Raw genomic sequence first — 25,202 nt, 5'->3', positions numbered from 1 at the left:
AGGCAGCGCTGTGCTCGCGGGTGGTGATCAGCGCCGCCGGGGCGGCGTCGGCCAGCAGCGAGTCGAGTCGCGCGTGCGGGTGGCCCGGGTCGAGCGGAAGGTACGCGCCGCCCGCGAGCAGCGTGGCGAGCAAGCTGGTGAAAGCGGCGCATCCGGCCGGAAGTCCCAGCGCGACAACGCTTCCCCGCCCGACACCGTGTTCCCGCAAGCGCGCGGCGAGGCCGTTCGCGCGGGTGATCAGCTCGGCGTAGGTGAGGCTTTCGCCGCCTTCGGTGACGGCCAGTGCGGCCGGGGTCTCCGCGGCCTGGCGGGTGATGAGGACGTGGACCGGCGTCCCGTCGGTGACCGGCGCCGGTGCGGCCGGATGCCCGCCGTCGCGCAGCCGCCGGCGTTCCGCCTCGGTCGACGCGTCGAGCCGGGACACCGGCGCTTCCGGGGCGGCCAGCAGCGCTCGCAACAGCTGTTCGTAGTGCTCGGCCAGCCGAGCGACGGTCTTGGCGTCGAACAGGTCGGTGGCGTAGTCGAGCCGCCCCTCGATCCCGTCCGGGGTGGTCGCCAGCGCGAGCGTCAGGTCGAACCGCGCGGTGGTCACCGGCAGGTCGAGCCACTCCGCGTCGATCCCCGGCAGCCGGAGCCCGTCGCCGGTGGCGTTGAGCACGAACATCACCTGGAAAACCGGGTTGTGGCTGAGATCCCTGGCGGGCCGGAGCGATCGGGCCACCCGCTCCCACGGGTACCGCTGGTGCTCCAGCGCGCCGACGCAGGCCTCCTGCACCTGGGTGAGCAGCTCGGTGACCGTGGGTTCGCCGCGAAGCCGGGTGCGGACGGCGACGGTGTTCGCGAACATGCCGACGCAGTTTTCGATCCCCGGCACGGTTTCGTCGCGCATCGGCATCCCGACGACGACGTCGTCCTGGCCGGAATGTCGGGCGAGCAGCAGGACGTACGCGCTCAGCAGCACCGTGTTGGCGGTGACCCCGTGGCGGCGGCAGAACTCGGCGAGCTCCGCCGCCCGCTCGGCCGGGATGACGAACGAGTGGCCGTCGCCGCGGAAGGACTCGGCGGGCGGGCGCGGCCGGTCAGTCGGCAGCTCCAGCAGCGCCGGGGCGTCGTGAAGTGTTTCGTGCCAGTACTTTTCGCCCGCGTCGAGCGGATGACCGGCGTGCCAGACCGCGTAGTCGCCGTACTGGACGGGTGGCTCGGACGGCAGGGCGGTGCCGCCGTAGTGCTCGGTCAGTTCCCGGAGCATGATCCCGACCGAAGCGGCGTCCGCGACGATGTGGTGCGCCGTCAGCACGAACAGGTGGACGTCGGGGGCGAGCACCACCAGCAGACCGCGGACCAGCGGCGGTTCCGCCAGGTCGAACGGCCTGGCCCGCTCGGCGGCGAGCACCGCGTCGGCCCGATCCCGCGGCCGTGCCGCGTGTCTTACGTCCACAATAGACAGTTCGGGGGCGGTGCCAGGCGGAGCCATGACCTGGACCGGTTCGCCTTCGAGCTCCTCGAATCCGGCCCGCAGCGCCTCGTGCCGGTCGACGACCGCGGCCAGCGCCCGGCGCAGCGCGGCGACGTCCAGTGCGCCCGACAGCCGCCAGGACTGGGTGATCGTGTACACCCCGTCCCTCGCGCCCAGCCGGTCGAGGAACCACAGCTGCCGCTGCGCGGGCAGCAGCGGGACCGGCCCGCCGGTGGGGCGGCGGGGGATCGCGGACTCCCTGGTCGCGGTGGCGAGCCCGCTGCGCGCGGCCAGCAGCTTGAACAGCCGGTCCCGGTCCTGCTGTGTCATCGATGCGCTCCTGGGTGGGGATCAGCGGGGGAACCGAGCAGGGCGAGGACCTCGTCGTCGGGCAGTTCGGCGATCTGCTCGCGCAGCAGCGCTATCTCTTCGGTGACGCCGGGCTCGGCTTCCGCCCGGCGCAGGGCGGCGGCGAACGTCGCGACCGTGCGCGCGCCGAACAGTGTGCGCAGCCCGACGTCGGCCTGGAAGTGCTCGCGCACCTTGGCCAGCAGGCGTGCGGCGAGCAGCGAATGCCCGCCCAGGTGGAAGAAGTCGTCGTGCACGCCGATCTCGCCGACGGCCAGCACCTCGCGCCACAGCCCGGCCAGTGCCCGCTCGACGACGTCGCGCGGGGCGACCCGGTCCGGCGCGCGGTGGTCCTCCCACACCGGTTCGGGCAGCGCGGCCCGGTCGGTCTTGCCGGTCCTGGTCAGCGGCAGCGCGGGCAGCAGGACCGCGACCTCCGGGACCATGTACGCGGGCAGCCGGGACGCGAGCCGATCCCGTATCGGCGGCCAGGACGGGCCCGCGCTCGCGGGCACGACGTAGGCGACGAGCCGGACGTCGTCGGCGCTGACGGTCCGCGCGAGGACCGCCGCGTCGGACACCTCGGGGTCGGCGCGCAGCCGCGCCTCGATCTCGCCGAGTTCGATCCGCAGGCCGCGGATCTTCACCTGGTGGTCCAGCCTGCCCAGGAACTCCAGTGTCCCGCCGGGACCGCGGCGCGCGAGGTCCCCGGTGGCGTACAGCCGCCCGCCGTCGCAGGTGAACGGATCGGGGACGAACCGCTCCGCGGTCAGGCCGGGCCGGGACCGGTAGCCACGGCTGACCCCGGCGCCACCGAGGTGGATCTCGCCCGCGATCCCGGGCGGCACCGGGTTCTTCGCGCCGTCGAGCAGGTAGAGCCGGGTGTTCGGCAGCGGCGGCCCGAGCGGCACCGTCCCCCCGCCGGGGCCGACAGCGTGGGCGGACACGATCATCGTGGCTTCGGTGGGCCCGTAGAGGTTCCACACCTCGGCACCGTCGGCGGTCAGTGCGTCGACGAGTTCGCGGCTCAGCGCTTCCCCGCCGCTCAGCCGTTTGCGCACCTTCGCGGGCACCCCGCCCGACGCCAGCAGCATCCGCCAGCGGGTCGGCGTTGCCTGCAGGATCGTCGCGCCGCAGTCGGCGAGCCGCGCCGACAACGCCGCGGGCTCTGCCGAGTCGGCTTCGCCGATCACGGCGACCGACCCGCCGCGGGTCAGCGGGATCAGCAGCTCCCGCACCGACATGTCGAACGAGAGCGTGGTGACCGAGGCCCAGACGTCGTCGCCGGTCACCCCGAGCCGGTCGCCGAAGCCGCACAACAGGTTCACCACACCCCGGTGCGGCACCGCGACGCCTTTGGGCTGCCCGGTGGAACCGGAGGTGTAGACGACGTAGGCGAGGTTCGCCGGATCCAGCTCGACCGACGGTGCGGTGGCCGGTTCCGCGGAGTCCTGGTCTACATCGTGGTCGACATCGACGACCACATCGAACCAGCCGGGCAGGGTCGGCAGGCGCTCGGTGCTCTCGCGGTCGGTGACCGCGATCCGGACCCCGGCGTCCGCCACGACGTGGGCGAGCCGCTCGACGGGCCAGGCCGTGTCCAGCGGGACGTACGCGCCGCCCGCCTTCCAGATCGCCAGCAGGGCCACGACCATCTCGGCCGACCGGCGCACACACAGGCCCACGGTGACGTCCGGGCCGACGCCGCGCCGCCGCAGCGCGTGGGCCAGCCGGTTCGCCCGGGAATCCAGCTCGCGATAGGTCAGCGCACCGGCGATCGCCGTCGCGTCGCCGCGCTCGCGCACGTGGACCGCGATGAGGTCGAGCGCCGACGCCACCGCCGGGAACGCCTGGGCGGTGTCGTTCCCGGCGGCGAGGGCGTCGCGTCGTTCGGCGTCGTCGAGCAGCCCGACCTCGCTGATCAGCAGGGCGGGGTCCGCGGTGACCGCGGTCAGGAAGGTCAGCAGGTGCCGGGCGAAGCGGGCGACCGTCTCGCCGTCGAACAGGTCGGTGCTGTACTCGAGATAGCCGTGCAGCCGCTCGCCTTCGTCGCGGACGCCGAGCATGAGGTCGAGCTTCGTCGTCGCCGTGTGCGGCCCGGCGAAGTCGGTCACCTCGAGCCCGGCCAGCCGCGGCGGTTCGCCGCTCGTGCCGTGCCCGTTGAACCCGACCTGGTAGATCGGCGAGTGGCTCAGGCTGCGTTCGGGACGGACCGCTTCGACGACCCGCTCGAACGGGATCTCCGCGCCGCCCAGCGCGTCGACGAGCACGTCACAGACCTCGTCGAGCAGCTCGCCGAAGCTCGGTTCGCCCACCGTCGAAACCCGCACCGGGACGGTGTTGACGAACAACCCGATCAGGTTCTCGGTGTCGACCTGCGAGCGCTGGCCCACGACGGTGCCGACCACGACGTCGTCCTGCCCGCTGTAGCGCGAGAGCAGGGCGTGGTAGGCCGCGAGGACGGTCATGAAAACCGTGGCGCCGCGCCCGGCGGCGAGCCGCCGGATGGCGCCGGTCAGCCCGGCCGGGAAGGCGAACTCGTGGATCCCGCCCCGGTGCGACGCCGTCGCGGGCCGGGGCCGGTCCGTCGGCAGGGTGATCAGCTCGGGCGCGCCGCGCAGCCGGTCGGTCCACTCTGCGAGCAGTTCGGCGCCCTCGGATCCGGCGAGGTAATCCCGTTGCCACCGCACGAAATCCGAGTACTGACCGGGCAGCGGTGGCAGCTCGGGAGCGGTGCCGGTCACCAGCGCGCGGTAGCATTCGGTCAGCTCGTCGAGCAGCAGTGAGAGCGACCAGCCGTCGGAGACGCCGTGGTGCAGGGTGATCACCAGGACGTGCCGGTCTTCGGCCTGTCGCACCAGCAGCGCCCTGGCCAGCGGCCCGGCGGTCAGGTCGAAAGGCGCGCGGATCTCGGCCTCCGCGGCCTCGTGGGCCTCGGCGTCCGTGCCTGCTTCGCGGAGGTCGAACGTGAAGCCGCCGTCTTCGCGGACGACCTGCACTCCGACGCCGTCCTGCTCACGGAAGACCGTCCGCAGGACGTCGTGCCGCCGCGAAACCAGTGTGAAACCCCGCCGCAGCGCGGCGACGTCGAGCGGACCCGAAAGCAGTAGGACCGCGGGCACGTTGTGGACCGGGGAGCCGGGGTCGAGCCGGTCGAGGAACCACAGCCGCTCCTGGCCGGGGGAGCAGGGGAACACGGATTCGGTCACGGCGCGCCGATCCCGGCCTGGTCGGCGCAGGGCTCGGTCAGTTCGAGCGCGAGCCGGTCGTTCTCGACCTGTTCGCGCAGCGGGCCCGGGATCTGGTCGCCGAACAGCCGGAGGTAGGCGCGGGTCTGCTCCGTGTCGTCCCGCAGGAACGGGTAGTCGGTGGGCACCATGTGCCGCACCACCAGCATCGGCACCGGGCTGCGCAGCGGGCGGAAGGCGGCGTTCCACAGCCCGCCCTTGGGCGGCGGGCCGTTGTGGAACTCGCCGAGCATCAGGCCTTCGTCGACATACTCCGACTTCAGCGCGTTCTGCACGGCGTCGACCACCCGGCTGACCTCGTCGTGCGGGGCGTCCGGGAACAGCAGCAGGATCGTGGTCAGCTTCGCGGCGGGCAGCCGCCGCGGCGCCAGGTCGAGGAACCAGTTCCGGTAGAACCGCAACGTCGCGGCGAGCTGCGGCCCCTCGGTCGGCGTCCCCGGCTGGACCGCGAGGAAGAACCTCCCCTGCAGCAAGGAAGGCTGCGCGAACGGGCAGACGTTGCCCGCCCGGCCGAGCTCGGGATGTGGGCTGGACAGATAGCCCTGCCCCCAGTCGAAGATGGCGCGCAGGTGGATCTCGTAGCGGCGCAGCTGCGCGGGCAGGGCGAGCGGATCGAGATCGCTCCGCTCCACCAGGACGCGGCTGGGGTCGGTCGGATGGGTGAGCATCAGCGTCTGCCTCCGTCGTGGCGCTGTCCGCGGGTGCGGGATGTCCGCCCGCGGCGGGAGAGCGCGTACCCGCACAGAGCTGTGGTGAGTGCGGTGCCGATGCTCGCCCAGGTGAGAACGGTGTGCTGCCTTCGCGCACGGCTCAGCGCGTCCGCGTAGGGCATCGTGGTGTGGGAAACCATCGTGTAGAGCGGGACCCAGCGACCGGGGAAAGTCTTGCTCAGCAAGAGATCCGCCTTCTTTCGGGCGAGGAACAGCGGGGAGGCCAGCCGGGTGCGCAGCTCGTCGAAGTTCTGCTCCGAGAGGTCCGCGAGCACGTCGGTGTGGGGTTTGCGCCGCTCCTGGAAGGTGCGCAGCGCCGCGGCCCAGTCGTCGCGTTCCAGGCATTCCCGCAGGACCGTGCAGTCCTCCAGCGCTGAGTTCATGCCCTGGCCGTAGAACGGGTACACCGCGTGGGCGGCGTCGCCGATCAGCACCACCCGGCCCTCGTGCTGCCACGGCGAGCTGCGGACGGTCACCAGGTGCCCGGTCGGGTGGCCGAGGAACTGCTCGACCACGTCCGGCACCAGCTCCCGCACGTCCGGGAACCGGGTGTCGAACAGCTTCCGCACCGACTGCTCGGTGGTGAGGGTCTCGAAGCTCTCGTCACCGGACAGGGGGAGGAACACGGTCGCGGTCAGCGAGCCGTTCACGTTGGGGTGCGCGACGATCAGGCCGTCGTGGCACGGCCAGACGTGGAGCGAGTCCGGCGCGCTGCGCAGCTCGCCGGGCAGCCCGGCCGGCACGGCGAACTCCTTGTATCCCCATGGCAGGAACCGCTGGTGGAAGTCGGCGGGCAGGCCGCGCAGCAACCGCGTCCGGACGGCCGAGAACGCGCCGTCGGCGCCGACGACCAGCTCGGCGGACACCTCGTGCTCGCCACCGGCGCCGGTGAACCGGCAGACCGGGGCACTCGTCACGGAGCCGCGGTCGAGCCCGGTCAACGTCTCGCCGAAGTGGGCCCGCACGTTCGGGAGCCCGAGTGCCGTGGTGAGCAGGATCCCGTTGAGATCCTCGCGCAGCACCGAGCGGAGGATCTGGTCCTCCTGACTGCCGTACGGCTGGAAGTCCAGCTCGCGGTCGCGCTGGTGGATGACCCGGCCGCGCATCGGCGCCGCCACGCGCAGGACCTCGTCGAGCAGGCCGACGCCGTCAAGCGCCCGGATGCCGCGCTGCGACAGCCCCAGGTTGATGGACCGGCCGCCGTTGCGGGCGGCGGTCCGCGGGTCGGGGAGCCGCTCGTAGATCTCGACCTGGTGCCCGAGCCGTGCCAGGTGGATGGCGGCGAGCGAGCCGGCGAGCCCGGCCCCGACCACTAGTACCCGTCTGCCGTCGCTCATTCCGGCACCGTTCCGGTGGCCGTGAATCCGGCACGGCAATTGTGACCACACCGTTCGGTGATATTTGCACGGTGCCGGGTATTGCCTCGCGGATACACAGTTCGGTCGTTTTTCACCGATTCCGCTAAAAAGGTGTGCCAGTGGTTACCACGGGTCGCGTTCCGGGTGACGGGAGTAATCGCCGCTAAATGTGAACCAGCTGTCGGCGGCTGCGGAATGTGTTCGCCCGATTCCAGGAAGTGGCTGCCTCGGGTGTCCGCATAGCGGACTCCGGCCAGGTAATCCGGTCGGCCGACGCCGGTGGGGCCGCTGGTGTTCACCGATCCTCCTGCTGGTATTCGCGAGGCTGCCCGAAAGTGCGGGCAAAGTTCTGCCTATTGGCCGATAGCCGGGGCGGCATAACCGCCAGTAGCCTGTGCCCCAGTTACCCGGCTGATTTCCGGGCGCGGCTGTGAAGCAAATAAAACCGTGTATTGGCGAGTCGCAGCATCCGTGAAAGTACGGTAATTCGACTGCCGGGACGAAGGGGGAGTTGGTGACCGAGGGGGAATTCGTCGGCAGGTCCGCACAGCTGGCGGCGTGCCTGGAGCGGCCGGCCGCGGGCGTCACGCTGGTGGCGGGACCGCCGGGCATCGGGAAGAGCAGGTTGCTCGCCGAGGCCGCGCGCCGCGCGGCGGCCAAGGTGGACAGGGTGGTCGGCGTCGCGGGCTCCGAGCCCGACGGTGCCGCACCCTCGGGGCTGGCGTGGCGCCTGGTGGAGACGCTGGGCGGGCCCCCGGGCGAGGGCCCGGTGACCGAGGACCGCGTCGTCCGGTTGCTGGCGGGGCGGGAGACGCTGGTGGTCGTCGACGACGTGCACTGGGCCGACGAGGAGTCCCTGCGACTACTCGCTTCACTGGCACGAAGACCCAACGGCGGCTGCGGGCTTCTGCTCTCCGCCCGCGATGAGGTGCTGCCGCCCGCGTTCACGCACAGCCTGCGCGTCGCGGGTGTGCCGACCCGGTACCTGGACCTGCCGCCGTTCACCGACGAGGAGATCGCCCTGCTGCTGCCCGGCTTCGGCCAGGCCGAGCGGGACCGGATCGCCGCCGAGGCCCACCGCGTCCCGCTGTACCTGCTGCTGCTCGCCGAACTCCCGGCGCACACCTGGCCGGAGGCGGGCACTGAGCAGCCCGCTGCCCGCGACCGGCCGATGCTGCCGCTGGAGCGCGTCCTGTTCGCCGAGGTGTCCGGGCTGCCCGAACGGGAGCGGCTGTTCGCGCAGGCCGCGGTGTTCTGCGGCGCCGTGCTCGACCTCGACCTGGTCAGGGTGATGACCGAACTGCCGGAGACCGAGGTCGCCGAGCTGCTCGAACGGCTGCTGCGCCGCGGGGTGCTGGTCGCCTCGGACCGCGGCGTCCGGTTCCGGCATCCGCTGGTCCGCGCCGCCGCCCGGCGGCTCGCCGGGCACGGCTGGCGGGCAGGCGCCCATCACCGCGCGGCCGTCCACCTCCGCGAGCTGGACGCTCCCCTGACCGCTCGCGCCTATCACCTGGAGAAGGCACTGCGCCGCCACGACCTCGTCTCGGTCGGCGAACTCGCGGTGGCGGGGGAGGAGGTGCTGGACACCGATCCCGGCGCGAGCGCGCGCTGGCTCTCGGTGGCGCTGGCGAATCTGCCCGAGCGGCTGCGCGGGGGACACGAGCACTTCCGGCTCTGCGTGCTCCATGGCAAGGCGTTGATCTCCTCGGGACAACCCGCGCAGGCACGCGCCCAGCTGGCGTCGCTGACCACCTGGCCCGGTCCCGTTCACCCGGAGGTGTTGCTGCTCCTTGCGCGCTGCGAACGCTCCCTCGGCCGGACCCGGCGTGCCCGCGTGCTGGCCGAAGCGGCGATCACGGCGGCCGACGCGGCGGACGAGCAGGTCGAGCTGGAACTCGCGCACCTGGAACTGCTGGACGGCGACTTCGCGGGTTCGGCGAGCAGGCTGCGGCGCCTGGCGGCCGGGTCCACGGCGGATCCGGCGGTCGGGGCGGCCGTGTCCGCGGTCCAGGCCATCGTGGCGATCGGCGCCGGGCGGGTGGCGGAGGCGATCACCGCGCAGCGCGCCGCGGCGAGCCGGTTCGACCTGCTCGACGACGTCCAGCTGCGGTCGGTGCTCGACAGCACGGCCACGCTGTGCTGGGCCTCCTACTTCCTCGACGACGACCGCCGCGCGCTGGCCCAGCTCGACCGGGCCTTCCAGGTGAGCCGCGCCTGCGGGTCGAAGGACGGCTTGCCGCATCTGCACTCGGTCCACAGCTACCTGCTGTTCAAGCTCGGACGGCTGAGCGAGGCGGCGGTGGCCGCGGTGGAGGCGGAGACGGCGGCCGCTCGCTTCGGGCATCGCGACGTGCTGCCGATGGCGGGCGCGATCAAGCTCCGCATCCTGCTCGCCGCGGGAGAACGGACCGCGGCCGAGCACCAGTGGCGTGCCGTCGAGAAGCTGCCCCGCCCGGCCGTCGGATGGTGGCGGCGGACGGTCGAGCAGATCCTCATCGAGACGGGTTTCGAGCTCGACCTGTTCCCCGGCGCGCTGGAACCGCCCGCAGACCTGGGCACCGACCCGATGCTGGCGAGCAGGCTCGCCCACCGCTGCCGCGTGGCGCTGGCCGCGGGAGCGCCCGCCGACGCCGAACGTTTCTCGGCGGAGGCCGTGGACCTGGCCGCCGCGACCGGACTGGGCAGCCAGGTCGGCACGGCGATGCTCGCGCGCGCCGCGTGCGCGGTGGCCAAGGAAGACCTGCCCGCGGCCTTGGCGGCGGCTTCCTCGGCCGCCGTGGCGTTCGGCCGGGTGTCGATGGCGCTGCACCGCGGCCGCGCGATCCTGGTGGTCGCGGACGTGCTGGGGCGACAGGGTTCGTTCGACGCCGCGACCCAGCGGATCGCCGAGGCCCGCGACCTGTTCCAGACCGCGGGCGCGGGCTCGCTGTTGCGTGAAGCCACCCGGGTCCAGCGTCAGCTCGCCGGGCGGCGCAAGGTGAACCCGGTGGCGGGCACCGACCGGAGCCTGTCGCGCCGCGAACGGCAGGTCGCCGAGATGGTGGTGCGCGGCCTGGCCACCAAGGAGATCGCCGCCGAGCTGTTCCTCAGCCCCCGCACGGTCGACGCGCACGTCGGGCAGGTGCTGCGCAAGCTCGACCTCACCAGCCGCGCGGGCATCGCCCACCGGCTCAACGGCTGAGGTGAATCCACTGTGGACTGATTCACCGGGCCGGAGCGCTCAGCCCGCGGTCAACGGCTGGTGTCCCAGTGCTGGCCCCGGCGGGTGCGCCAGTGCCGTCCGCGCCGGGGGCGGCCGAACGGGCGTGGCTCGGTGGAATCCGGGTGGAGCCCGGCGAACTCGTCCGCGGTGACGCCCATCCGCACCAGGTACTTGATTTCCCCGTGCGACAGCTCGGTGTCGGGCAGGCGGACTTCCTCCCGGAAGCCGAGCCCGGCGTGCAGCGTCAGCGAGGCCAGGTTGCCGCCGTAGATGCCGACCTCGCATCGGCGGTAGTGGCGTTGCCCGAACATGTGCGTCAGCAGGACGGTGATGGCGTCCTCGGCATAGCCACACCGCCGGTGCCGTGGCCCGATCCCGATGCTGTAGCTGAACCGGTCCGGGCGCGGATCGGCCCGGCTGGCCGACATCGACCCGACCAGCAGCCCGCTGTGCAGCGTCTCGATCGCGAACCGGAGGTCGTCGTCACCCGCATCGGCCGCACTCGACCGGTGTGCCGCCCAATGCCGGTGCCCGCCGACCTGCGGCATCCGCCCGTCGGCCGAGTCCCGGTCGAACCCGGTCAGCGTGCGCCGGTCGGCCGGTTCGATCTCGCGCAGCCGCACCTTCCACCCCGACAGCGCCGCGGACCCCGACAGCACCGGGCGGGTCAGTTCCGGGTGCCTCGGGTGCGTGATCATCGGCCGTGACGATACCGGGGCGGCCGCCGCCTTCAGCCGCGGCCGGGGGTGAACGGGCCGCCGGGCGCGAAGGCGGCGGCGGCGAAGCGTTCGCCGATGCGGCGGTGGGTGGCGGCGTCCGGGTGGAGCTCGTCGGGCAGCGGCAGCTCGGCGAAGTCCGCCTCGCCGTAGAGGTCGCGCCCGTCGAGGTGGTGCAGGTTCGGGTCGTCCGCCGCCCGCTGCTTCACGAGGCGGCTCAGCTCGTCCCGGATGACGGCGAGGGTCAGCTTCCCGGCCGCTCGCTCCGCGGGGTCGCCCGTGGCCCGGAACCGGAGCTGCCCCCCGCTGAGGTCCGGGACGCTGGGGCCGGGGGTGTCCTCGTGGATGGGGCACAGGATGGGGGAGACGACCAGGAGCGGAGTGGCCGGGTGGCCCTCGCGGATGGTGTCGAGGAAGCCGTGCACCGCCGGGACGAAGGCGCGCAGGCGCATCAGGTCGGCGTTGACGAGGTTGATGCCGAGCTTGACGCTGATCAGGTCCGCGGGGGTGTCGCGCAGGGTGCGGGCGGTGAACGGGTCGAGCAGGGCGCTGCCACCGAAGCCCAGGTTGACCAGCTCGACGCCGCCGAGCCGGGCGGCCAGCGCGGGCCAGCTGGTGGTGGGGCTCGCGGCGTTGGAGCCGTGGCTGATCGAGCTGCCGTGGTGCAGCCAAACCCGGCTGTTCCCCGCCGGTGCGGGGTCGACGGGTGCGTCGGTGCGCAGCGCGACGAGTTCGGTGGTTTCGTTGTGCGGCAGCCAGATCTCGACGTCCTTGACCCCGCCGGGCAGGCCGGTGAAGCGAAGGGTGCCCGCCGGGCCCGGCCGGTGCTCGGCGGACCCGGCGGCCATGTCGATCACCAGGGTGTTGCCGCCCGGCACACTGGACTGGCCGGCCAGGTGGCCGTCGATGAGCAGGTCGTACACGCCGTCCGGCAAGGGCGCGACGCCCACGTAGACCCGTTTGGTGGGCACCGTGTCCAGTTCGATCGCGGTGGCACTGGTGCGGAAGACCAGCCGGACGCCCGACGGCTGGGACTCGGCCATGGCCAGTTGCGCGTCGGCGCCCTTTGCACGGGCCTTGGCCGGCAGCCGGTGCGGGAGCACGCCGCGTTCGGTGCGCTCCAGTTCGAGGGCGCCGCGCAGGAGGTCCGCGGTGACGGGGGTGGTGATCCAGTGGTGTTCGGTGCTCATCGTTCCAACCTGGTGCTCGAGAGGTGTGGTTTGTTCGGTGGGGATTCCAGCGGGGATTCCGGCCAAATCCGCAGCAGGGCGTCGAGGGCGTCCAGGATCCACGGCCAGGTTTCCTGCGGGCCGGGCTCGCTGTGGCTGAACCCGCCACTGGCTTCCAGGCTGACGTAGCCGTGGAAGACGCTGCCCAGCAGGCGGACCGCGTGTGTCTGATCCGGCTCCGCGAGGTCGTATCCCCGCAGGATCGCCCGCATCATCTGCGCGTGCCTGCCGCCCGCGCTGGCGGCCGCAGTCTCGGGGTCGAGCCTCAGCTGGGCAGCGGCGTAGCGGCCCGGGTGCTCGCGGGCGTAGTCGCGATAGACGTTCGCGAAGGCGGTCAAGGCGTCTTTGCCCGCGCGTCCGGCCAGTGCGGCGGCGCCCCGGTCCGCGAGTTCTTCCAGTGCGAGCAGGGCGATCCTGGTCCTGAGGTCCTCGGAGTTCTTCACGTGCGAGTACAGGCTCGCGACCTTGACGTCGAACCGCCTGGCGAGCGCGGAGACGGTCGCCTCGTCGAAGCCGACCTCATCGGCCAAATCCGCGCCCGCCCGGGTCAGACGTTCCGTGGTCAACCCCGCACGACCCATACCCACCCCCTTCACGACTAACCTCACTAGGCAACTACCTAACCCCTATAGGCAATTTACCACAGCCGTTCCGGGTCGTCCCTGAAGGCCACCATGACGGCGTTAGACGCCGTCATGGTGGCCTTCAGGGACGGTCGAGGTGGTAAAGCTCGGGCAGGGGGACTTTGATGGGCTCTTGCGAGGTCCGGGCGATCACCACGACCACGGGCTCGTCCGGGTCGGGGTTCTCTTCGCGGTGCGGGACGAACGGGGGCACCAGCAGGAAGTCGCCGGGGCCCGCGGGGATCCGTACTTCCTTCGTGCCGTCGTGGTAGACGAACACGGGATGACCGCTGACCACGTAGATCCCGGCTTCCGAGTCGCCGTGGTGGTGGTTGTCGGTCGAGCTGGACGGCGGATTCTCCACCAGGCCCATCCAGAGTCGCCGCGAGCCGACCGTGGCGCCGCTGAGCGCGGTGTTGCCGTCCAGTTCGCCCGCTCGGACGTGGTGGACGCGGTTGCCCAGCGAGGATTTTTCGTGGGTGGTCATCGGGTGGCCTCCTGATCGTGGTCGACGGCTTGACCACCAGACTGCGACCCCCGTGCACGACCTGGCAACTGTAGTTGCTGTATCGGCAAAAGGTGGTTCAGGGTGTCAGCACGACCTTCCCGGCGACGGTGCCGGATTCCGCGAGCCGCAGGGCGTCGGCGACGCGGCTGAACGGCAGGACATCGGCGACCTGCGCGGTGAGCTGCCCGGACCGCATGGCTTCGAAGACCTCGGTGAGGTCGTGGCGAAGCCGGGCGTTGAACTTGTCCTCGCGCTTGAGGCCCGCCCAGATGTTGTAGAAACTGGCGCTGCGGCCGGTTGGCAGCGCGTTCCACAGCAGGACTCGCGCGAGGATCTTCAGCACCGGCAGCTGTTTGGAGCCGGTGTCGTCCTTCGTCGAGGCGGAGCCGTAAGACACGAGGGTCCCGCCCTTGGCGAGCAGGCGCCAGGAGTCCACGACACTGCGCCCGCCGACGTGGTCGAACACCGCGTCCACGCCGTCGGGCGCCAGCTCGCGAACCCGGGCGGGCACGTTCTCGTGCCGATAGTCGATCGGCATCACGCCCAGCTCCCGCAGCGCGTCGTGGTGGCGGGCGGACGCGGTGCCGATGACGTGCACCCCCGCGGTGCGGGCCAGTTGCACGAGGGTGGAGCCCACGCCGCCGTTCGCGCCGTGCACGAGGATCGTCTGCCCGGCGTGGATCCGGGCCCTGCCGTGCAGCATCTGCCACGCGGTGATGCCGTTGACCACCACGGTCTCCGCGTCGACGGCGCTGACGCCGTCGGGGACCCTGACGAGTTTGGCCGCGTCGACCACCACGTGACTGGCCCAGCCGCCGACCTTCGTGAGCACGGCGAACCGGCGGCCGCGCAGCGCCGGGTCGACCCCGTCGCCGGTGGAGACCACCGTGCCGACCAGGTCGTAGCCCGGTACGAAGGGAAACGGCGGCTGGTCGTAGTAGCGGCCGCGGCGCATCTGCTGCTCGGCGAACGAGATCCCGGTGGCTTCCACCGCGACCAGTACCTGGCCTTTCGCCGGTGCGGGGACGACTCCGCGGGTCAGCCGGAGCCCGTCCGGATCGACCTTGCCGGGCAGGACCACTTGGGTCAGCTGTCCGTTTTCCTGGTCACTGTGGTCCTGCCGAGCGTCGTTCACCGCGCACCTCCGCTAGTAGCTGTTATGAAAGTTATAACATCTAACTGGCGGTGGTGCAACGTCGCCCTGTCGGCGGCCGCCGCGGGTCAGCGCGGGCCGGTGCGGAGGTAGCGGGCTTGGCCGAAGCCCAGGATGAGGTAACCGATGATGGAGAACACGAAGAGGCCGAAGAAGCCGAACAGGCCGCCCTTGCCGAATGCTTTGGCGACGTCGACGGACACGATGATGCCGATCACGATGTTGACCAGCGGGATGAACAGCAGGATCAGCCACCAGCCGGGGCGGCCCGCGACTTTCAGCAGGGTGTAGACGTTGTAGAACGGGATGATCGCCGCCCAGCCCGGCCTGCCGGCTTTGCCGAACACCTTCCACAAGGCGATTATCGCGAGCACGCCGAGGATCAGGCCCGCGCCACCGAAGCCGAAGGGCAATCCTGAACCGCCGGTGGATGTCGTTGTCTCGTAGTTCATGGTTGAGGTCTGCTTCTTTCCGAGTGAGGGATCCGACACGGGGGCTGGAGACGCCGGTGTGGTGACCTTAGTGCCTCACCGCGGCGTGCGCGGGCCGCCACGGAAAGGGCCCGTCAAGAGCGAGAACCCTTATATACGGACCTTTCTCGTTTCGGTGTGAAGATGTCCGCGGTTTCGCTGTGCCGTCGAGTTCGCTCGATCAGGTGGTGGATTCGGACGGTGCCGCCGGGGTGGGACCTCGGTGGCTCGAGGCCGCCTGCTCGATGCGTTCGACGTAGCTTGCCCACCAGGCGGCGTCGCCGAGCTCCTCGTGATCCCGACCCGCCTGGCCGTCGATCATTTCGCGGACGACGTCGGCGTGCCCCGCGTGGTGGGCCGTCTCGGCCACGACACGGACGAGCAAGGACCCCAGCGTGGTTTCCCGGCGCTCCTCCGGCCACCAAGCCACGTGCGCCGGCGCGTCGAGGCCCAGCTGGTCGACCGTCTGATCGCAGTGCAGCCACGCGGCCCGGTACAGGGAAACCAGCTCCTCCCTGGTTTCCTCGGCCGTGGCCCACATGTCGGCACCGTCCCAGACGGACCCGTCTTCGTTCCAAGGCAGCGGAACGGGAAACGGACGGCCCGCGGACTCGCCGAGATAGCCCAGCTCGCCGCTCGCGAGATGCTTGACCAGCCCGAGCAGATTGGTGCCGGTGGGCGTCATCGGCCGCCGGATGTCGTACTCGCTCAAGCCCTCCAGGGAGGCGAGAACGCTCTCTCGCGACTCCTGGAGGTACCGGTGCAGATCGGCCGCCATTCCAGTGCGTGCCGAGGATTCTTGGCTCATGTCGCGAGCCTAGTTCGGACCACCGACAGTTTCCGCGGGCTTCGCGGGCGAAGCGTCGGCGGTCCACAGGGGACTCCGGTGCCGCGGGGTGGGGCGGGCGACCAGACCGATCAGGAATCGAGAAGCGCGGGCCCCCGGCCGCGGCTAGCGTGACCGCCGTAGACAGCCGATCCACGGGAAAACAGGAGTGACCATGACCCAGGGAATCAAGACCGTGCTGCATCCCGTGTCCGACCTCGCGACGGCCAAGGTGATCTACGCCGCCCTGCTCGGCGTCCCGCCGACGGCCGACGGGCCCTACTACGTCGGCTTCGACAGCGAGGGGCAGCACATCGGGCTGGTGCCGAACGGCGGGCCGCGGGGGACGACCTCGCCGGTGGCCTACTGGCACGTGCCCGACATCGAGGCGAAGCTGGCCGAGGTGACGGCGGCGGGCGCCACCGTGAAAGAGCCCGCGCACGACGTCGGTGGCGGCCGCCTGGTGGCCACTTTCACCGACTCCGACGGCAATGTCCTCGGGCTGCTCCAGGACCGGTGAGGGCCGTCCGGACACCGCGCCGGTGCAGAGAGGACCGGACTTACCGCTCGAAGCTGGTTAGATCGAGCCAGGCGACGCCGACGGAGACCGCGAAGGCGCCCCCGCTGACCAAAATGGAGACACGATGAGCAAGGCCACCAGAGCGGGCACGCAGTCGCCTGCGCCGCACGTCGCGGACAGCCATGATCTGATCCGCGTGCACGGCGCGCGCGCGAACAATCTCAAGGACGTCAGCATCGAGATCCCGAAGCGCAGGCTGACGGTGTTCACCGGTGTCTCCGGCTCCGGCAAGAGCTCGCTGGTGTTCAGCACGATCGCCGCGGAGTCGCAGCGGATGATCAACGAGACCTACAGCGCCTTCGTGCAGGGCTTCATGCCGACGCTGGCCCGGCCCGAGGTCGACGTGCTCGACGGCCTGACGACCGCGATCATCGTCGACCAGCAGCGGATGGGCGCCGACCCGCGCTCCACCGTCGGCACCGCCACCGACGCCAACGCCATGCTGCGCATCCTCTTCAGCAGGCTGGGGAAGCCGCACATCGGCTCGCCGCAGGCGTTCTCCTTCAACGTCGCTTCGATCAGCGGAGCGGGCGCGGTCACGATGGAGCGCGGCGGGAAGACGGTCAAGGAGCGGCGCAGTTTCTCCATCACCGGCGGCATGTGCCTGCGGTGCGAGGGCCGGGGCTCGGTCAACGACATCGACCTGACCCAGCTCTACGACGACACCAAGTCGCTCAACGAGGGCGCCCTCGCGATTCCCGGCTACAGCATGGACGGCTGGTTCGGCCGCATCTTCAGCGGCTGCGGCTTCTTCGACCCGGACAAGCCGATCCGCAAGTTCACCAAGAGGGAACTGAACGACCTGCTCTACAAGGAACCGACCAAGATCAAGGTCGAAAACATCAACCTGACCTACGAGGGCCTGATCCCGAAGATCCAGAAGTCGATGCTGTCCAAGGACGTCGACTCGCTGCAGCCGCACATCCGCGTGTTCGTGGAGCGGGCGGTCACCTTCACCACCTGCCCCGAGTGCGAAGGCACCCGCCTGTCCGAGGCGGCTCGATCGTCGAAGGTCAAGGGGATCAACATCGCCGAAGCCTGCGCGATGCAGATCAGCGACCTGGCGGACTGGGCGGGCGAGCTCGACGAGCCGTCGGTGGCACCGCTGCTCACGACGCTGCGCCACACCCTCGACTCGTTCGTGGAGATCGGGCTGGGCTACCTCTCGCTCGACCGGCCGTCGGGCACGCTGTCGGGCGGCGAAGCGCAGCGCACCAAGATGATCCGCCATCTCGGCTCCTCGCTCACCGACGTCACCTACGTCTTCGACGAGCCGACGATCGGCCTGCATCCCCATGACATCCAGCGGATGAACGAGTTGCTGCTGCAGCTGCGGGACAAGGGCAACACGGTGCTCGTCGTGGAGCACAAGCCGGAGACGATCACGATCGCCGACCACGTCGTCGACCTCGGTCCCGGCGCCGGCACGGCGGGCGGCACCGTCTGCTTCGAGGGCACCGTCGAGGGGCTGCGGTCCAGCGACACCATCACCGGCCGCCATTTCGACGACCGGGCGGCGCTCAAGAAGACGGTGCGGACGCCCACCGGCGCGCTCGAGATCCGCGGCGCGACGGCGCACAACCTGGTCGACGTCGACGTCGACATCCCGCTCGGCATGCTGGTCGTCATCACCGGCGTCGCGGGCTCCGGCAAGAGCTCGCTCGTGCACGGGTCGATCCCGCCGGGCGAGGACGTGGTGTCGGTCGACCAGACCGCGATCCGCGGCTCGAGGCGGAGCAACCCGGCGACGTACACCGGGCTGCTCGACCCGATCCGCAAGGAGTTCGCGAAGGCCAACGGGGTGAAGCCCGCGCTGTTCAGCGCCAACTCCGAGGGCGCCTGCCTCGCCTGCAAGGGCGCCGGTGTCATCTACACCGACCTGGCGATGATGGCCGGGATCGCCACCACCTGCGAGGTGTGCGACGGCAAGCGGTTCGAGGCCTCGGTGCTGGAGTACCACCTCGGCGGCCGCGACATCAGCGAGGTGCTCGCGATGTCAGTGGCCGAGGCCGGGGAGTTCTTCGGGGACGGCGAGGCGAAGACACCGGCGGCGCACCGGATCCTCGAGCGGCTCGCCGACGTCGGGCTCGGCTACCTCACCATCGGCCAGCCGCTCACCACGCTGTCCGGCGGCGAGCGGCAGCGGCTCAAGCTCGCCACCCGGATGGCCGAGAAGGGCGGTGTCTACGTCCTCGACGAGCCGACCACCGGCCTGCACCTCGCCGACGTCGAGAAGCTGCTCGGCCTGCTCGACCGGCTCGTCGACTCCGGCAAGTCGGTCATCGTCGTCGAGCACCACCAGGCGGTCATGGCGCACGCCGACTGGATCATCGACCTCGGCCCCGGCGCCGGCCACGACGGCGGCCGGATCGTCTTCGAGGGCACGCCCGCCGACCTCATCGCCGCCCGTTCCACGCTCACCGGCGAGCACCTCGCGGCCTACGTCGGCACCTGAGGCCAGGCCCGCGGAAACCGGCCCGGTCAGCCCAGTGACGCGCTCGCTGCCCGCAGTTCGTCCAGTGCTGTCAAGGTGTACGGCGCGAGCTCGCCCGCGGTTTCGCAGTCGGCCTCGGACCACCCGGCGTAGCCCATCTTGAAGGCGAGGACGCCCAGCTCGCCCGCGAGATGGGCGGTCGGGCCGGGCACGCCGCGGGCGACGAGAGCGGTGGTCATGGCGGCGGCGAGGCCGACGCTCTTGAGGGCGTCACGCTCCTGGAGTTCGGCGCTGGCCGCGACGGCCGCTTTCAGGCGGGGACCGAGCTCGCGGTTCATCGGGCCCATCGCGCTCGACGCGCGCTCGAGACCGGCGGCGACCGCTTCGAGCGGGCTGGCACCTTGAGGCGCCTCGGCGATCCCGTCGGCCAGCAGCTGGCTCAGTGTCTCCTGCCCGGCTACCAGGAGATCGCGTTTGTCGGGGAAGTACCGGAAGAAGGTACTTCTCGTGACCCCGGCTTGCTCGGCGATCTGCGTGACCGTCGTGGCGTCGTATCCCTGCTCGGTGAACAGTTCGACCGCGGCCACGACGAGCCGTTCCCGCGCCCCTGGTTCCCATCGTGCCATCGGCCGATCGTAGATGATGGGACTAGTGTCGCATCACTCTGGTATGGTGATGAGACACTAGTCCCATCACTTCCAGGAGAGTTCCATGCATGTTTTCGTCAGTGGCGGCACCGGATTGATCGGCTCCGCCGTGGTCGCCGAGCTGCTCGGCAACGGTCACACCGTGGTGGCGCTCGCTCGCTCCGAGGCGTCCGCGCTGGCCGTCGAGGCGGCCGGCGCCGAGTCCCTGCGGGGAGACCTCGCCGATCTGGACGCCCTCCGCACCGGTGCTGCTCAGGCCGACGGGGTGATCCACCTGGCGTTCAGCGCCGACTTCAGCACCGCGGAGGCCGTCGCGACGGCGGTCGCCGAGGAGAGTGCCGCCATCGCGGCTCTTGGCGAGGAGCTCGTTGGCAGCGACCGGCCCTTCGTCACGGTCTCGGGTACGCCGTACCTGCCGGGCCGCCGCTCCACCGAGGCCGACCCGCTGCGGACCGACGGGCTGGTCGGCGGTCGCGCCCGCGCGGTGACGGCTGCACTGGACCTGGCCTCGCGCGGGGTCCGGACGGTCGCCGTGCGCCTGCCGCGGACCGTCCACAACGAGGGCGAAGGCGGATTCGCCGGATTGCTGACCGGCATCGCGCGCCAAACCGGCGTGTCCGGCTACCCGGGTGACGGCGCGCAGCGCTGGCCTGCGGTGCACGCCCTCGACGCGGCCGTCCTCTTCCGGCTGGCGCTGGAGCAGGCACCGGCCGGGACCTCCTGGCACGCGGTGGCCGACGAGGGCGACGCGGTGCGTGACATCGCGGCGGTCGTCGGCCGACGGCTGGGGCTGCCGGTCGAGCCGGTGCCCCAGGAGACCTACGGCCCGCTCGGCCCGATTTTCGCGATCGACCAACCCGCGTCCAGCACCCATACCCGGGAAACGCTCGGCTGGGAGCCGAAGCACCCGAGCCTTCTCGAGGACCTGGAAAACCTCCAACCCTGACACGATTCCTGCGCGCCGGTCGCCGATCCCGTTTCCTGGCGCGAGACCCGGCTCAGCGCGCCTGGCGGCGCCAGGCCGAGGGACTGACGCCGCGGGCGCGCTTGAACGCCACGCTGAAGGCGAAGGCGTCCTCGTAGCCGACTTCGCGGGCGACCGCGGCGACGCTCGTCTCGGTGTCGCGGAGCAGGTCCGCGCCCAAGGTCATCCGCCAGCCGGTGAGGTAGGTGAGCGGCGGCTGGCCGACCAGGCCGGTGAAGCGGGCGGCGAAGGCGGCGCGGGACATGCCGACCTCGGTGGCCAGCGCGGCGACCGTCCACCGGCGAGCGGGTTCCTCGTGCACCAGGCCCAGCGCGTCGCCGACGACGGGATCGGCCAATGCCCGGTACCAGGCGGGGGCCGCCGCCTCCGGTCTGGCGCACCACGCCCGCAGCGCCAGTACGAGCACGAGGTCCAGCAGCCGGTGGAGGACGGCGTCCTGGCCGGGTTCGTCGCAGGCCGTCTCGGTGGTGAGCAGCTCCAGCGCCGCCCTGGTTCGCGGCCCGGCGGGAACGACCGCCAGCGGCGGGAGCATGTCCAGCAGGCGATCGCTGACGTCGCCCCGGAGTTCGCAGGCGCCCCGGAGCATGATCGTCGCCCCTGGCAGGCCGTCGCCGTAGGTGCGCGGCGCCAGGCTCAGGTGGTCACCCGTCATCTCGTCGCCCCCGCCGGGGCGGTATTTCCGGCCGCCGCGGATCACGACCTGCGGCGCGGTGGACGGATCGTCGGCGATCGTGAGGTGGCCGGTTCCGCTGACGAGGGCGATGTCGCCAGCGGCCAGGCGGGTCGGCGCGGCGCCGGAGTCGTCCAGCCGGATCGACGCGTGGCCGCCGAGCGTGGCGATGACCGTGAGCGGTGGGGAGTCGGCGAAGGTCAGGGACCAGGGCGGCCGCTGGATCAACTGCCTGACCAGCGCGTTCCTGGCGTGGGCCCGGTGCAGCAGATCGCTGAGGACGTCCATGCCGCCACCTTAGACGATCACAAAGGTATTAGCGACGAAATACTATGGATCGTCTTCAGGAATCGGAGTTCGCTAGGGGACATGACCACCACCCTGATCCTCGGCGGCACCGGCAAGACCGGTCGCCGCATCACTCGCCGCCTCCGTGCCGCCGGGCAGCCTGTCCGGGCGGCGTCCCGGACCGGCGGCGACATCCGGTTCGACCTGGAAGACCAGCAGACCTGGGCGCCCGCGCTGGACGGCGTCACCGCCGTTTATGTCATGGAACCCAACGGGGGGATGGGCGTGGCGCGCGTCCCCGGGTTCGTGACCGAAGCGGTCGCCGCGGGGGTGCGACGGCTGGTGCTGCTGTCCGCCCACGGCGTCGACGAGGCCGACGACAGCCATCCCCTCAAGCTCGCCGAGCGGGCGGTGCGCGGCGCGGGCGTCGACTGGACCATCCTGCGGCCGGACTGGTTCTCACAGAACTTCAGCGAGGCCTTCTGGCTTAGGGGAGTCCTCGACGGGGCACTGACCCTGCCCACCGGTGACGGGCGTACGCCGTTCGTCGACGCCGAGGACATCGCCGAAGTCGCCGCGGCCGCGCTGACCGAAGACCGGCACAGCGGCCACACCTACCCGCTGACCGGCCCACGGGCGATCAGCGTCGGGGAGGCGGCGGAGCTCATCGGCAAGGCCACCGGGCGCACCGTCCGGCACGTCGACATCGAACCCGAGGCCTTCGTCGAGCTCCAGATCGCCAACGGCGTCCCGGCCGCCGCGGCGCGGATGCTCACCGGGCTCCTCGTGGAGGTCCGCACCGGCTCGCGCGACTCCGTTGCCGACGGTGTGGAGCGGGCCCTCGGCCGAGGGCCGAAGCCGTTCGAGGACTACGTCGCCGAAGCCGCCGCCGCGGGCCACTGGAACTGACCCGGACGTCGCGGGCCGCCCGTTGAGTCCTTTTCGGACGGTCTGTCAGCCGATCAGGAGACGGTGCCGATGCGCGCTCGTAGCCCTTCGAGCGCCGAACGTGACAGCGGCGCGAGGTGGCAACGATCACAGCGACCGCGGCCGACTCCGGGCCCCCGGCCGGGCACCGGTCAGAGCTGGGACTCGCCGCCGTCCACGGCGAGCTCGGCACCGGTGGTGAACGTGGCGTCGAACGCGAGGAACGCGACCGCCTTGGCGATCTCGCCGGGGTCGCCGAAGCGCAGCATGGGGCTGTCCGCGGTCATCTGCGCGCGGGTCTGCCGCGCGGCTTCCGCGGGCATGGACCGCTCCAGCGCGCCCGTGTCGATCGAACCGGGGCTGATCGCGTTGACGCGGATCTTCCGCGACAGCAGCTCCCGGGCGAGGCTGCGGGTCATCGAACGCAGCGCCGCTTTGGCGGCCGAGTAGGCGCTGATCATCGGGGTGCCCAGTACGTTCGCGACCGACGTGGTCAGCACCACCCCACTGCCTTCCCGCAACAGAGGAACGAGCTTCTGCACGGTGAAGTACGGCCCCTTCGCGTTCACCGTGAACAACTCGTCGTAGACCTGCTCCGACATCGATTCGAAAGGCTCGAACCGCACGCCGCCCGCGTTGACGAACAGGGCGTCGATCGTGCCGAACTCGGTGCGCACGCGGTCGGCCAGCGCTTCCATGGCCGGCAGTGACGTCGCATCGCTGACCATGGTCACCGCGTTGTCGCCGAGCCGGTCACGGGCGGTATCGAGGGTGGCCGGGGTGCGTCCGGTGATCAGCACTCGCGCGCCTCCGTCCACCAGCAGTTGCGCCGTCGCGAGTCCGATCCCGCTGCTGCCGCCGGTGATCACGACGTTTTTTCCGTTGTATGCGCCCGTAATCGTTCCCCCTGCTCAGCCCGTCGTGAGGTGATCGCCGGGGATGACCTCGAATCTAGTCCGTCGGCGTCGAAGCCGCCACGCTCGACGCGAAGCCGACCGTTTCCTGATGTCGGGCCACCGCGGACCTGACGGGAGGGCAGGATGGACGCCATGGTGGAGATCAGCTTCCTGACCGAATCCGACCGCGCCTGCTGGGAAGTGCTGGCCCGTGGCAAAGACACCTTCTTCGAGGTCGAACGCGGTGACGACGCCTACGAACGGACCTGGCGACGCCTGCTCGACGACGAGCGGATACGCGCGATCGGCGCCCGGTTGGACGACGAAGTGGTCGGCGTCGCGCATTACCTGTTCCACGCCAGTGTCTGGTACTCCGGAAAGTGTTATCTGGTGGACCTGTTCGTGGATCCGGAACTCCGGCGGCGGGGGATCGCGACGGCGATGATCGAGTGGGTGGCGCGGGACGCCGAGGAGCAGGGCTTCCCCGGCCTCTACTGGAACACGCTGGAAGACGCCCCGGCTCGCGCGCTGTACGACAAGGTGGGCAAGTTCCACGAGGGGTTCATCCACTACAGCTACCGGCGCGACGCGAACCAGAGCTCCACCCAGCGCTGAGGGGGGTGAGCAGGACAGGCCACCAGACGTGCGAGATTCGCGGCCGGTGCGGTGACGCGGACCCGGGCCGGTGACGCCCGCGATGCGGACGACACCGGACCGAGTCCGTCAAGGCCGGGCAGCGGCCAAGGTCAGGCGATGATGCCCGGGATGTGCACCAGAACGGAATTCGAGTTGGCCTGAATGTTCGCCGGGTACCGGGGACCGGTGTAGGGAGCCGAGACGAAGGCCACCAGGTCCGCGTCCACCGTCGACCGGCCGGTCGAGAGCGTGGCATCGCACGTCGATCCCGCTTTGCACGAAGCGAGGGTCTGGTTGGTCGCCTCGTCGTAGATGGTGATCGCGTACGGCGAGGATCCGACGTCGCCGTTCGCGGTCGCGTGGACGGTCGCGGACCCGGAGCTCACGTGGGTCAGTGACAGTGACGTGCGCCACCCTGTCGTGGACCAGGTCGCGTAGGCGCCCTGGGAGAACAGGTAGAAGAAGAGATCGGCGCGGGACAGCTCACCGTTGTAGTGGTGGAACCCGGCCGCCGGCTGCGCGACGGTGGCCGTGCAGCTCGAACCACTGCGGCAGGTGGCCAACGTGGTGCCGCCGGCCTCGTTGCCGTAGACCTCGAGCGTCGCACCGGTGGGGGCGACGTCGTAGGGCACCGAGGCGGTGACCGTGACGGGCCCGCCGACGGTGGTCGTCGTCGGCGTCGTGGTCACCACGACGGTTCCCCAACCCCATTCGACGCGCAGCGGGAACCCGCCTCCCGGCGGCGGGCCGGGGTTGGACTCGGCCACCACCCCCGGCGGTGGCGGGGGGCCGATCGGCTTCAGGGACACATACGCCTTGTAGGTCGCCGACGCCGCCTGGTTGCGCACGACGCTGCCTCGGCACACGGTCCCGCCACCGCACTCGGCGATGAGCTGGTACTGGCTGCCGACGTATTCGTAGACGCTGATCCAGTACGGCGTCCCGGTCACCGTCCGATTCGCGGTCGCGGTGATGGTGACGTACTGCGTGACATAGGGATTCCCGTTGTCCGCGCTGATTCCGACGCTCCACGCCGGATCCGCGGGAGCCGCGGCCGCCACTGCGGCACCCGCGGTGAACATCGTGAACAACGTACCGAGGACAACGAACAACCGGCACGTATGCCAGGTTTTCCGGAGGCGGTGGTTGAGTCCGTGCATCATTTCCCCCACGTCTTCGTGCATTGTGGATGATCACGAAGACTGTAGATCCGGACTCGCGGTAAGCGATTCCCCAAAGGGAAGGGCCGCACGCGAGGCGAGACGTCCGTAAGGGCGGCCGAGCGGTCGTGA

General features: G+C 71.0%; 22 protein-coding genes. 6 read left to right on the top strand and 16 right to left on the bottom strand.

Annotated features, from left to right (window positions below):
• From QMK34_RS02810 to QMK34_RS02790, 5 genes are all read right to left on the bottom strand, one after another.
• A partial coding sequence (locus QMK34_RS02810) for a condensation domain-containing protein (protein WP_326411061.1) occupies positions 1 to 1,786 on the bottom strand: 1,786 nt, incomplete at its 3' end.
• The gene (locus tag QMK34_RS02805) at positions 1,783 to 5,013 is read right to left on the bottom strand and encodes an amino acid adenylation domain-containing protein (RefSeq protein ID WP_326411059.1); all 3,231 of its coding nucleotides are present in this window, start codon (positions 5,011 to 5,013) and stop codon (positions 1,783 to 1,785) included. The genes QMK34_RS02810 and QMK34_RS02805, both read right to left, overlap by 4 nt.
• Positions 5,010 to 5,720, bottom strand: a complete 711-nt coding sequence (locus QMK34_RS02800; protein ID WP_326411057.1) for a DUF6875 domain-containing protein — start codon at positions 5,718 to 5,720, stop codon at positions 5,010 to 5,012. Before QMK34_RS02800 ends, QMK34_RS02805 begins: the two co-directional genes overlap by 4 nt.
• Entirely contained in the window at positions 5,720 to 7,099 is a 1,380-nt protein-coding gene (locus tag QMK34_RS02795; protein ID WP_326411055.1) for an FAD-dependent oxidoreductase, read from the bottom strand. Before QMK34_RS02795 ends, QMK34_RS02800 begins: the two co-directional genes overlap by 1 nt.
• Complete coding sequence (locus QMK34_RS02790; protein ID WP_326411052.1) at positions 7,096 to 7,419, bottom strand: hypothetical protein; 324 nt, start codon at positions 7,417 to 7,419, stop codon at positions 7,096 to 7,098. Before QMK34_RS02790 ends, QMK34_RS02795 begins: the two co-directional genes overlap by 4 nt.
• Positions 7,420 to 7,634: 215 nt before the next feature.
• On the opposite strand from QMK34_RS02790, the gene QMK34_RS02785 reads away from it, so the two are divergent.
• Positions 7,635 to 10,301, top strand: a complete 2,667-nt coding sequence (locus tag QMK34_RS02785; RefSeq protein WP_326411050.1) for a helix-turn-helix transcriptional regulator — start codon at positions 7,635 to 7,637, stop codon at positions 10,299 to 10,301.
• Between the two features lie 50 nt (positions 10,302 to 10,351).
• Here the strand turns inward: QMK34_RS02785 and QMK34_RS02780 are convergent, their stop codons facing one another.
• From QMK34_RS02780 to QMK34_RS02750, 7 genes are all read right to left on the bottom strand, one after another.
• Positions 10,352 to 11,020, bottom strand: a complete 669-nt coding sequence (locus QMK34_RS02780) for a GNAT family N-acetyltransferase (RefSeq protein ID WP_442785083.1) — start codon at positions 11,018 to 11,020, stop codon at positions 10,352 to 10,354.
• Positions 11,021 to 11,052: 32 nt separating this feature from the next.
• Positions 11,053 to 12,228 carry a GDSL-type esterase/lipase family protein gene (locus tag QMK34_RS02775; protein WP_326411048.1) on the bottom strand — a complete coding sequence of 392 codons (1,176 nt, stop codon included), beginning with the start codon at positions 12,226 to 12,228 and terminating at the stop codon, positions 11,053 to 11,055.
• Positions 12,225 to 12,848: a TetR/AcrR family transcriptional regulator gene (locus QMK34_RS02770; protein ID WP_326411046.1), complete on the bottom strand. Its 624-nt coding sequence runs from the start codon at positions 12,846 to 12,848 to the stop codon at positions 12,225 to 12,227. The genes QMK34_RS02775 and QMK34_RS02770 overlap by 4 nt, the downstream gene beginning before the upstream one ends.
• Positions 12,849 to 12,972: 124 nt before the next feature.
• Complete coding sequence (locus tag QMK34_RS02765) at positions 12,973 to 13,377, bottom strand: cupin domain-containing protein (RefSeq protein WP_326411044.1); 405 nt, start codon at positions 13,375 to 13,377, stop codon at positions 12,973 to 12,975.
• A 97-nt stretch (positions 13,378 to 13,474) separates the two neighbouring features.
• Positions 13,475 to 14,533 (bottom strand): medium chain dehydrogenase/reductase family protein, encoded by a 1,059-nt coding sequence (locus QMK34_RS02760; protein ID WP_326411042.1) that lies wholly within the window; start codon positions 14,531 to 14,533, stop codon positions 13,475 to 13,477.
• A gap of 86 nt (positions 14,534 to 14,619) precedes the next feature.
• A complete protein-coding gene (locus tag QMK34_RS02755) occupies positions 14,620 to 15,003 on the bottom strand; it encodes a DUF5684 domain-containing protein (RefSeq protein WP_326411040.1) in 384 nt (127 codons plus the stop codon).
• 199 nt (positions 15,004 to 15,202) lie between these two features.
• Positions 15,203 to 15,829, bottom strand: coding sequence for a DinB family protein (locus QMK34_RS02750; RefSeq protein ID WP_326411038.1), 627 nt, complete (start codon positions 15,827 to 15,829; stop codon positions 15,203 to 15,205).
• A gap of 193 nt (positions 15,830 to 16,022) precedes the next feature.
• Between QMK34_RS02750 and QMK34_RS02745 the strand changes: the two genes are divergently transcribed.
• Together QMK34_RS02745 and QMK34_RS02740 are read left to right on the top strand one after the other, a co-directional pair.
• Positions 16,023 to 16,367, top strand: coding sequence for a VOC family protein (locus QMK34_RS02745; RefSeq protein ID WP_326411036.1), 345 nt, complete (start codon positions 16,023 to 16,025; stop codon positions 16,365 to 16,367).
• Between the two features lie 124 nt (positions 16,368 to 16,491).
• Positions 16,492 to 18,882, top strand: a complete 2,391-nt coding sequence (locus QMK34_RS02740) for an excinuclease ABC subunit UvrA (protein ID WP_326411034.1) — start codon at positions 16,492 to 16,494, stop codon at positions 18,880 to 18,882.
• Between the two features lie 26 nt (positions 18,883 to 18,908).
• On the opposite strand, the gene QMK34_RS02735 is transcribed toward QMK34_RS02740, so the two are convergent.
• The gene (locus QMK34_RS02735; protein WP_326411031.1) at positions 18,909 to 19,487 is read right to left on the bottom strand and encodes a TetR/AcrR family transcriptional regulator; all 579 of its coding nucleotides are present in this window, start codon (positions 19,485 to 19,487) and stop codon (positions 18,909 to 18,911) included.
• Positions 19,488 to 19,572: 85 nt separating this feature from the next.
• Between QMK34_RS02735 and QMK34_RS02730 the strand changes: the two genes are divergently transcribed.
• Positions 19,573 to 20,454, top strand: a complete 882-nt coding sequence (locus QMK34_RS02730; RefSeq protein ID WP_326411029.1) for an SDR family oxidoreductase — start codon at positions 19,573 to 19,575, stop codon at positions 20,452 to 20,454.
• Between the two features lie 52 nt (positions 20,455 to 20,506).
• Here QMK34_RS02730 and QMK34_RS02725 read toward each other — a convergent pair whose 3' ends face one another.
• The gene (locus tag QMK34_RS02725) at positions 20,507 to 21,451 is read right to left on the bottom strand and encodes an AraC family transcriptional regulator (protein WP_326411026.1); all 945 of its coding nucleotides are present in this window, start codon (positions 21,449 to 21,451) and stop codon (positions 20,507 to 20,509) included.
• Between the two features lie 81 nt (positions 21,452 to 21,532).
• On the opposite strand from QMK34_RS02725, the gene QMK34_RS02720 reads away from it, so the two are divergent.
• Complete coding sequence (locus QMK34_RS02720) at positions 21,533 to 22,360, top strand: NmrA family NAD(P)-binding protein (RefSeq protein ID WP_326411023.1); 828 nt, start codon at positions 21,533 to 21,535, stop codon at positions 22,358 to 22,360.
• A gap of 170 nt (positions 22,361 to 22,530) precedes the next feature.
• On the opposite strand, the gene QMK34_RS02715 is transcribed toward QMK34_RS02720, so the two are convergent.
• Positions 22,531 to 23,247, bottom strand: coding sequence for an SDR family oxidoreductase (locus QMK34_RS02715; RefSeq protein WP_326411020.1), 717 nt, complete (start codon positions 23,245 to 23,247; stop codon positions 22,531 to 22,533).
• Positions 23,248 to 23,418: 171 nt separating this feature from the next.
• Here QMK34_RS02715 and QMK34_RS02710 point away from each other — a divergent pair, with 171 nt between their 5' ends.
• Positions 23,419 to 23,889: a GNAT family N-acetyltransferase gene (locus QMK34_RS02710; RefSeq protein ID WP_326411018.1), complete on the top strand. Its 471-nt coding sequence runs from the start codon at positions 23,419 to 23,421 to the stop codon at positions 23,887 to 23,889.
• Positions 23,890 to 24,020: 131 nt separating this feature from the next.
• Here the strand turns inward: QMK34_RS02710 and QMK34_RS02705 are convergent, their stop codons facing one another.
• Positions 24,021 to 24,992 carry a hypothetical protein gene (locus tag QMK34_RS02705; protein ID WP_326411016.1) on the bottom strand — a complete coding sequence of 324 codons (972 nt, stop codon included), beginning with the start codon at positions 24,990 to 24,992 and terminating at the stop codon, positions 24,021 to 24,023.
• Positions 24,993 to 25,202 lie beyond the last annotated feature (210 nt).

Source organism: Amycolatopsis sp. H20-H5, from assembly GCF_035828755.1.
Taxonomy (GTDB): domain Bacteria; phylum Actinomycetota; class Actinomycetes; order Mycobacteriales; family Pseudonocardiaceae; genus Amycolatopsis.
The sequence above is the reverse complement of the archived record's forward strand: the minus strand, read 5'-3'. Positions and strand labels throughout refer to the sequence as shown.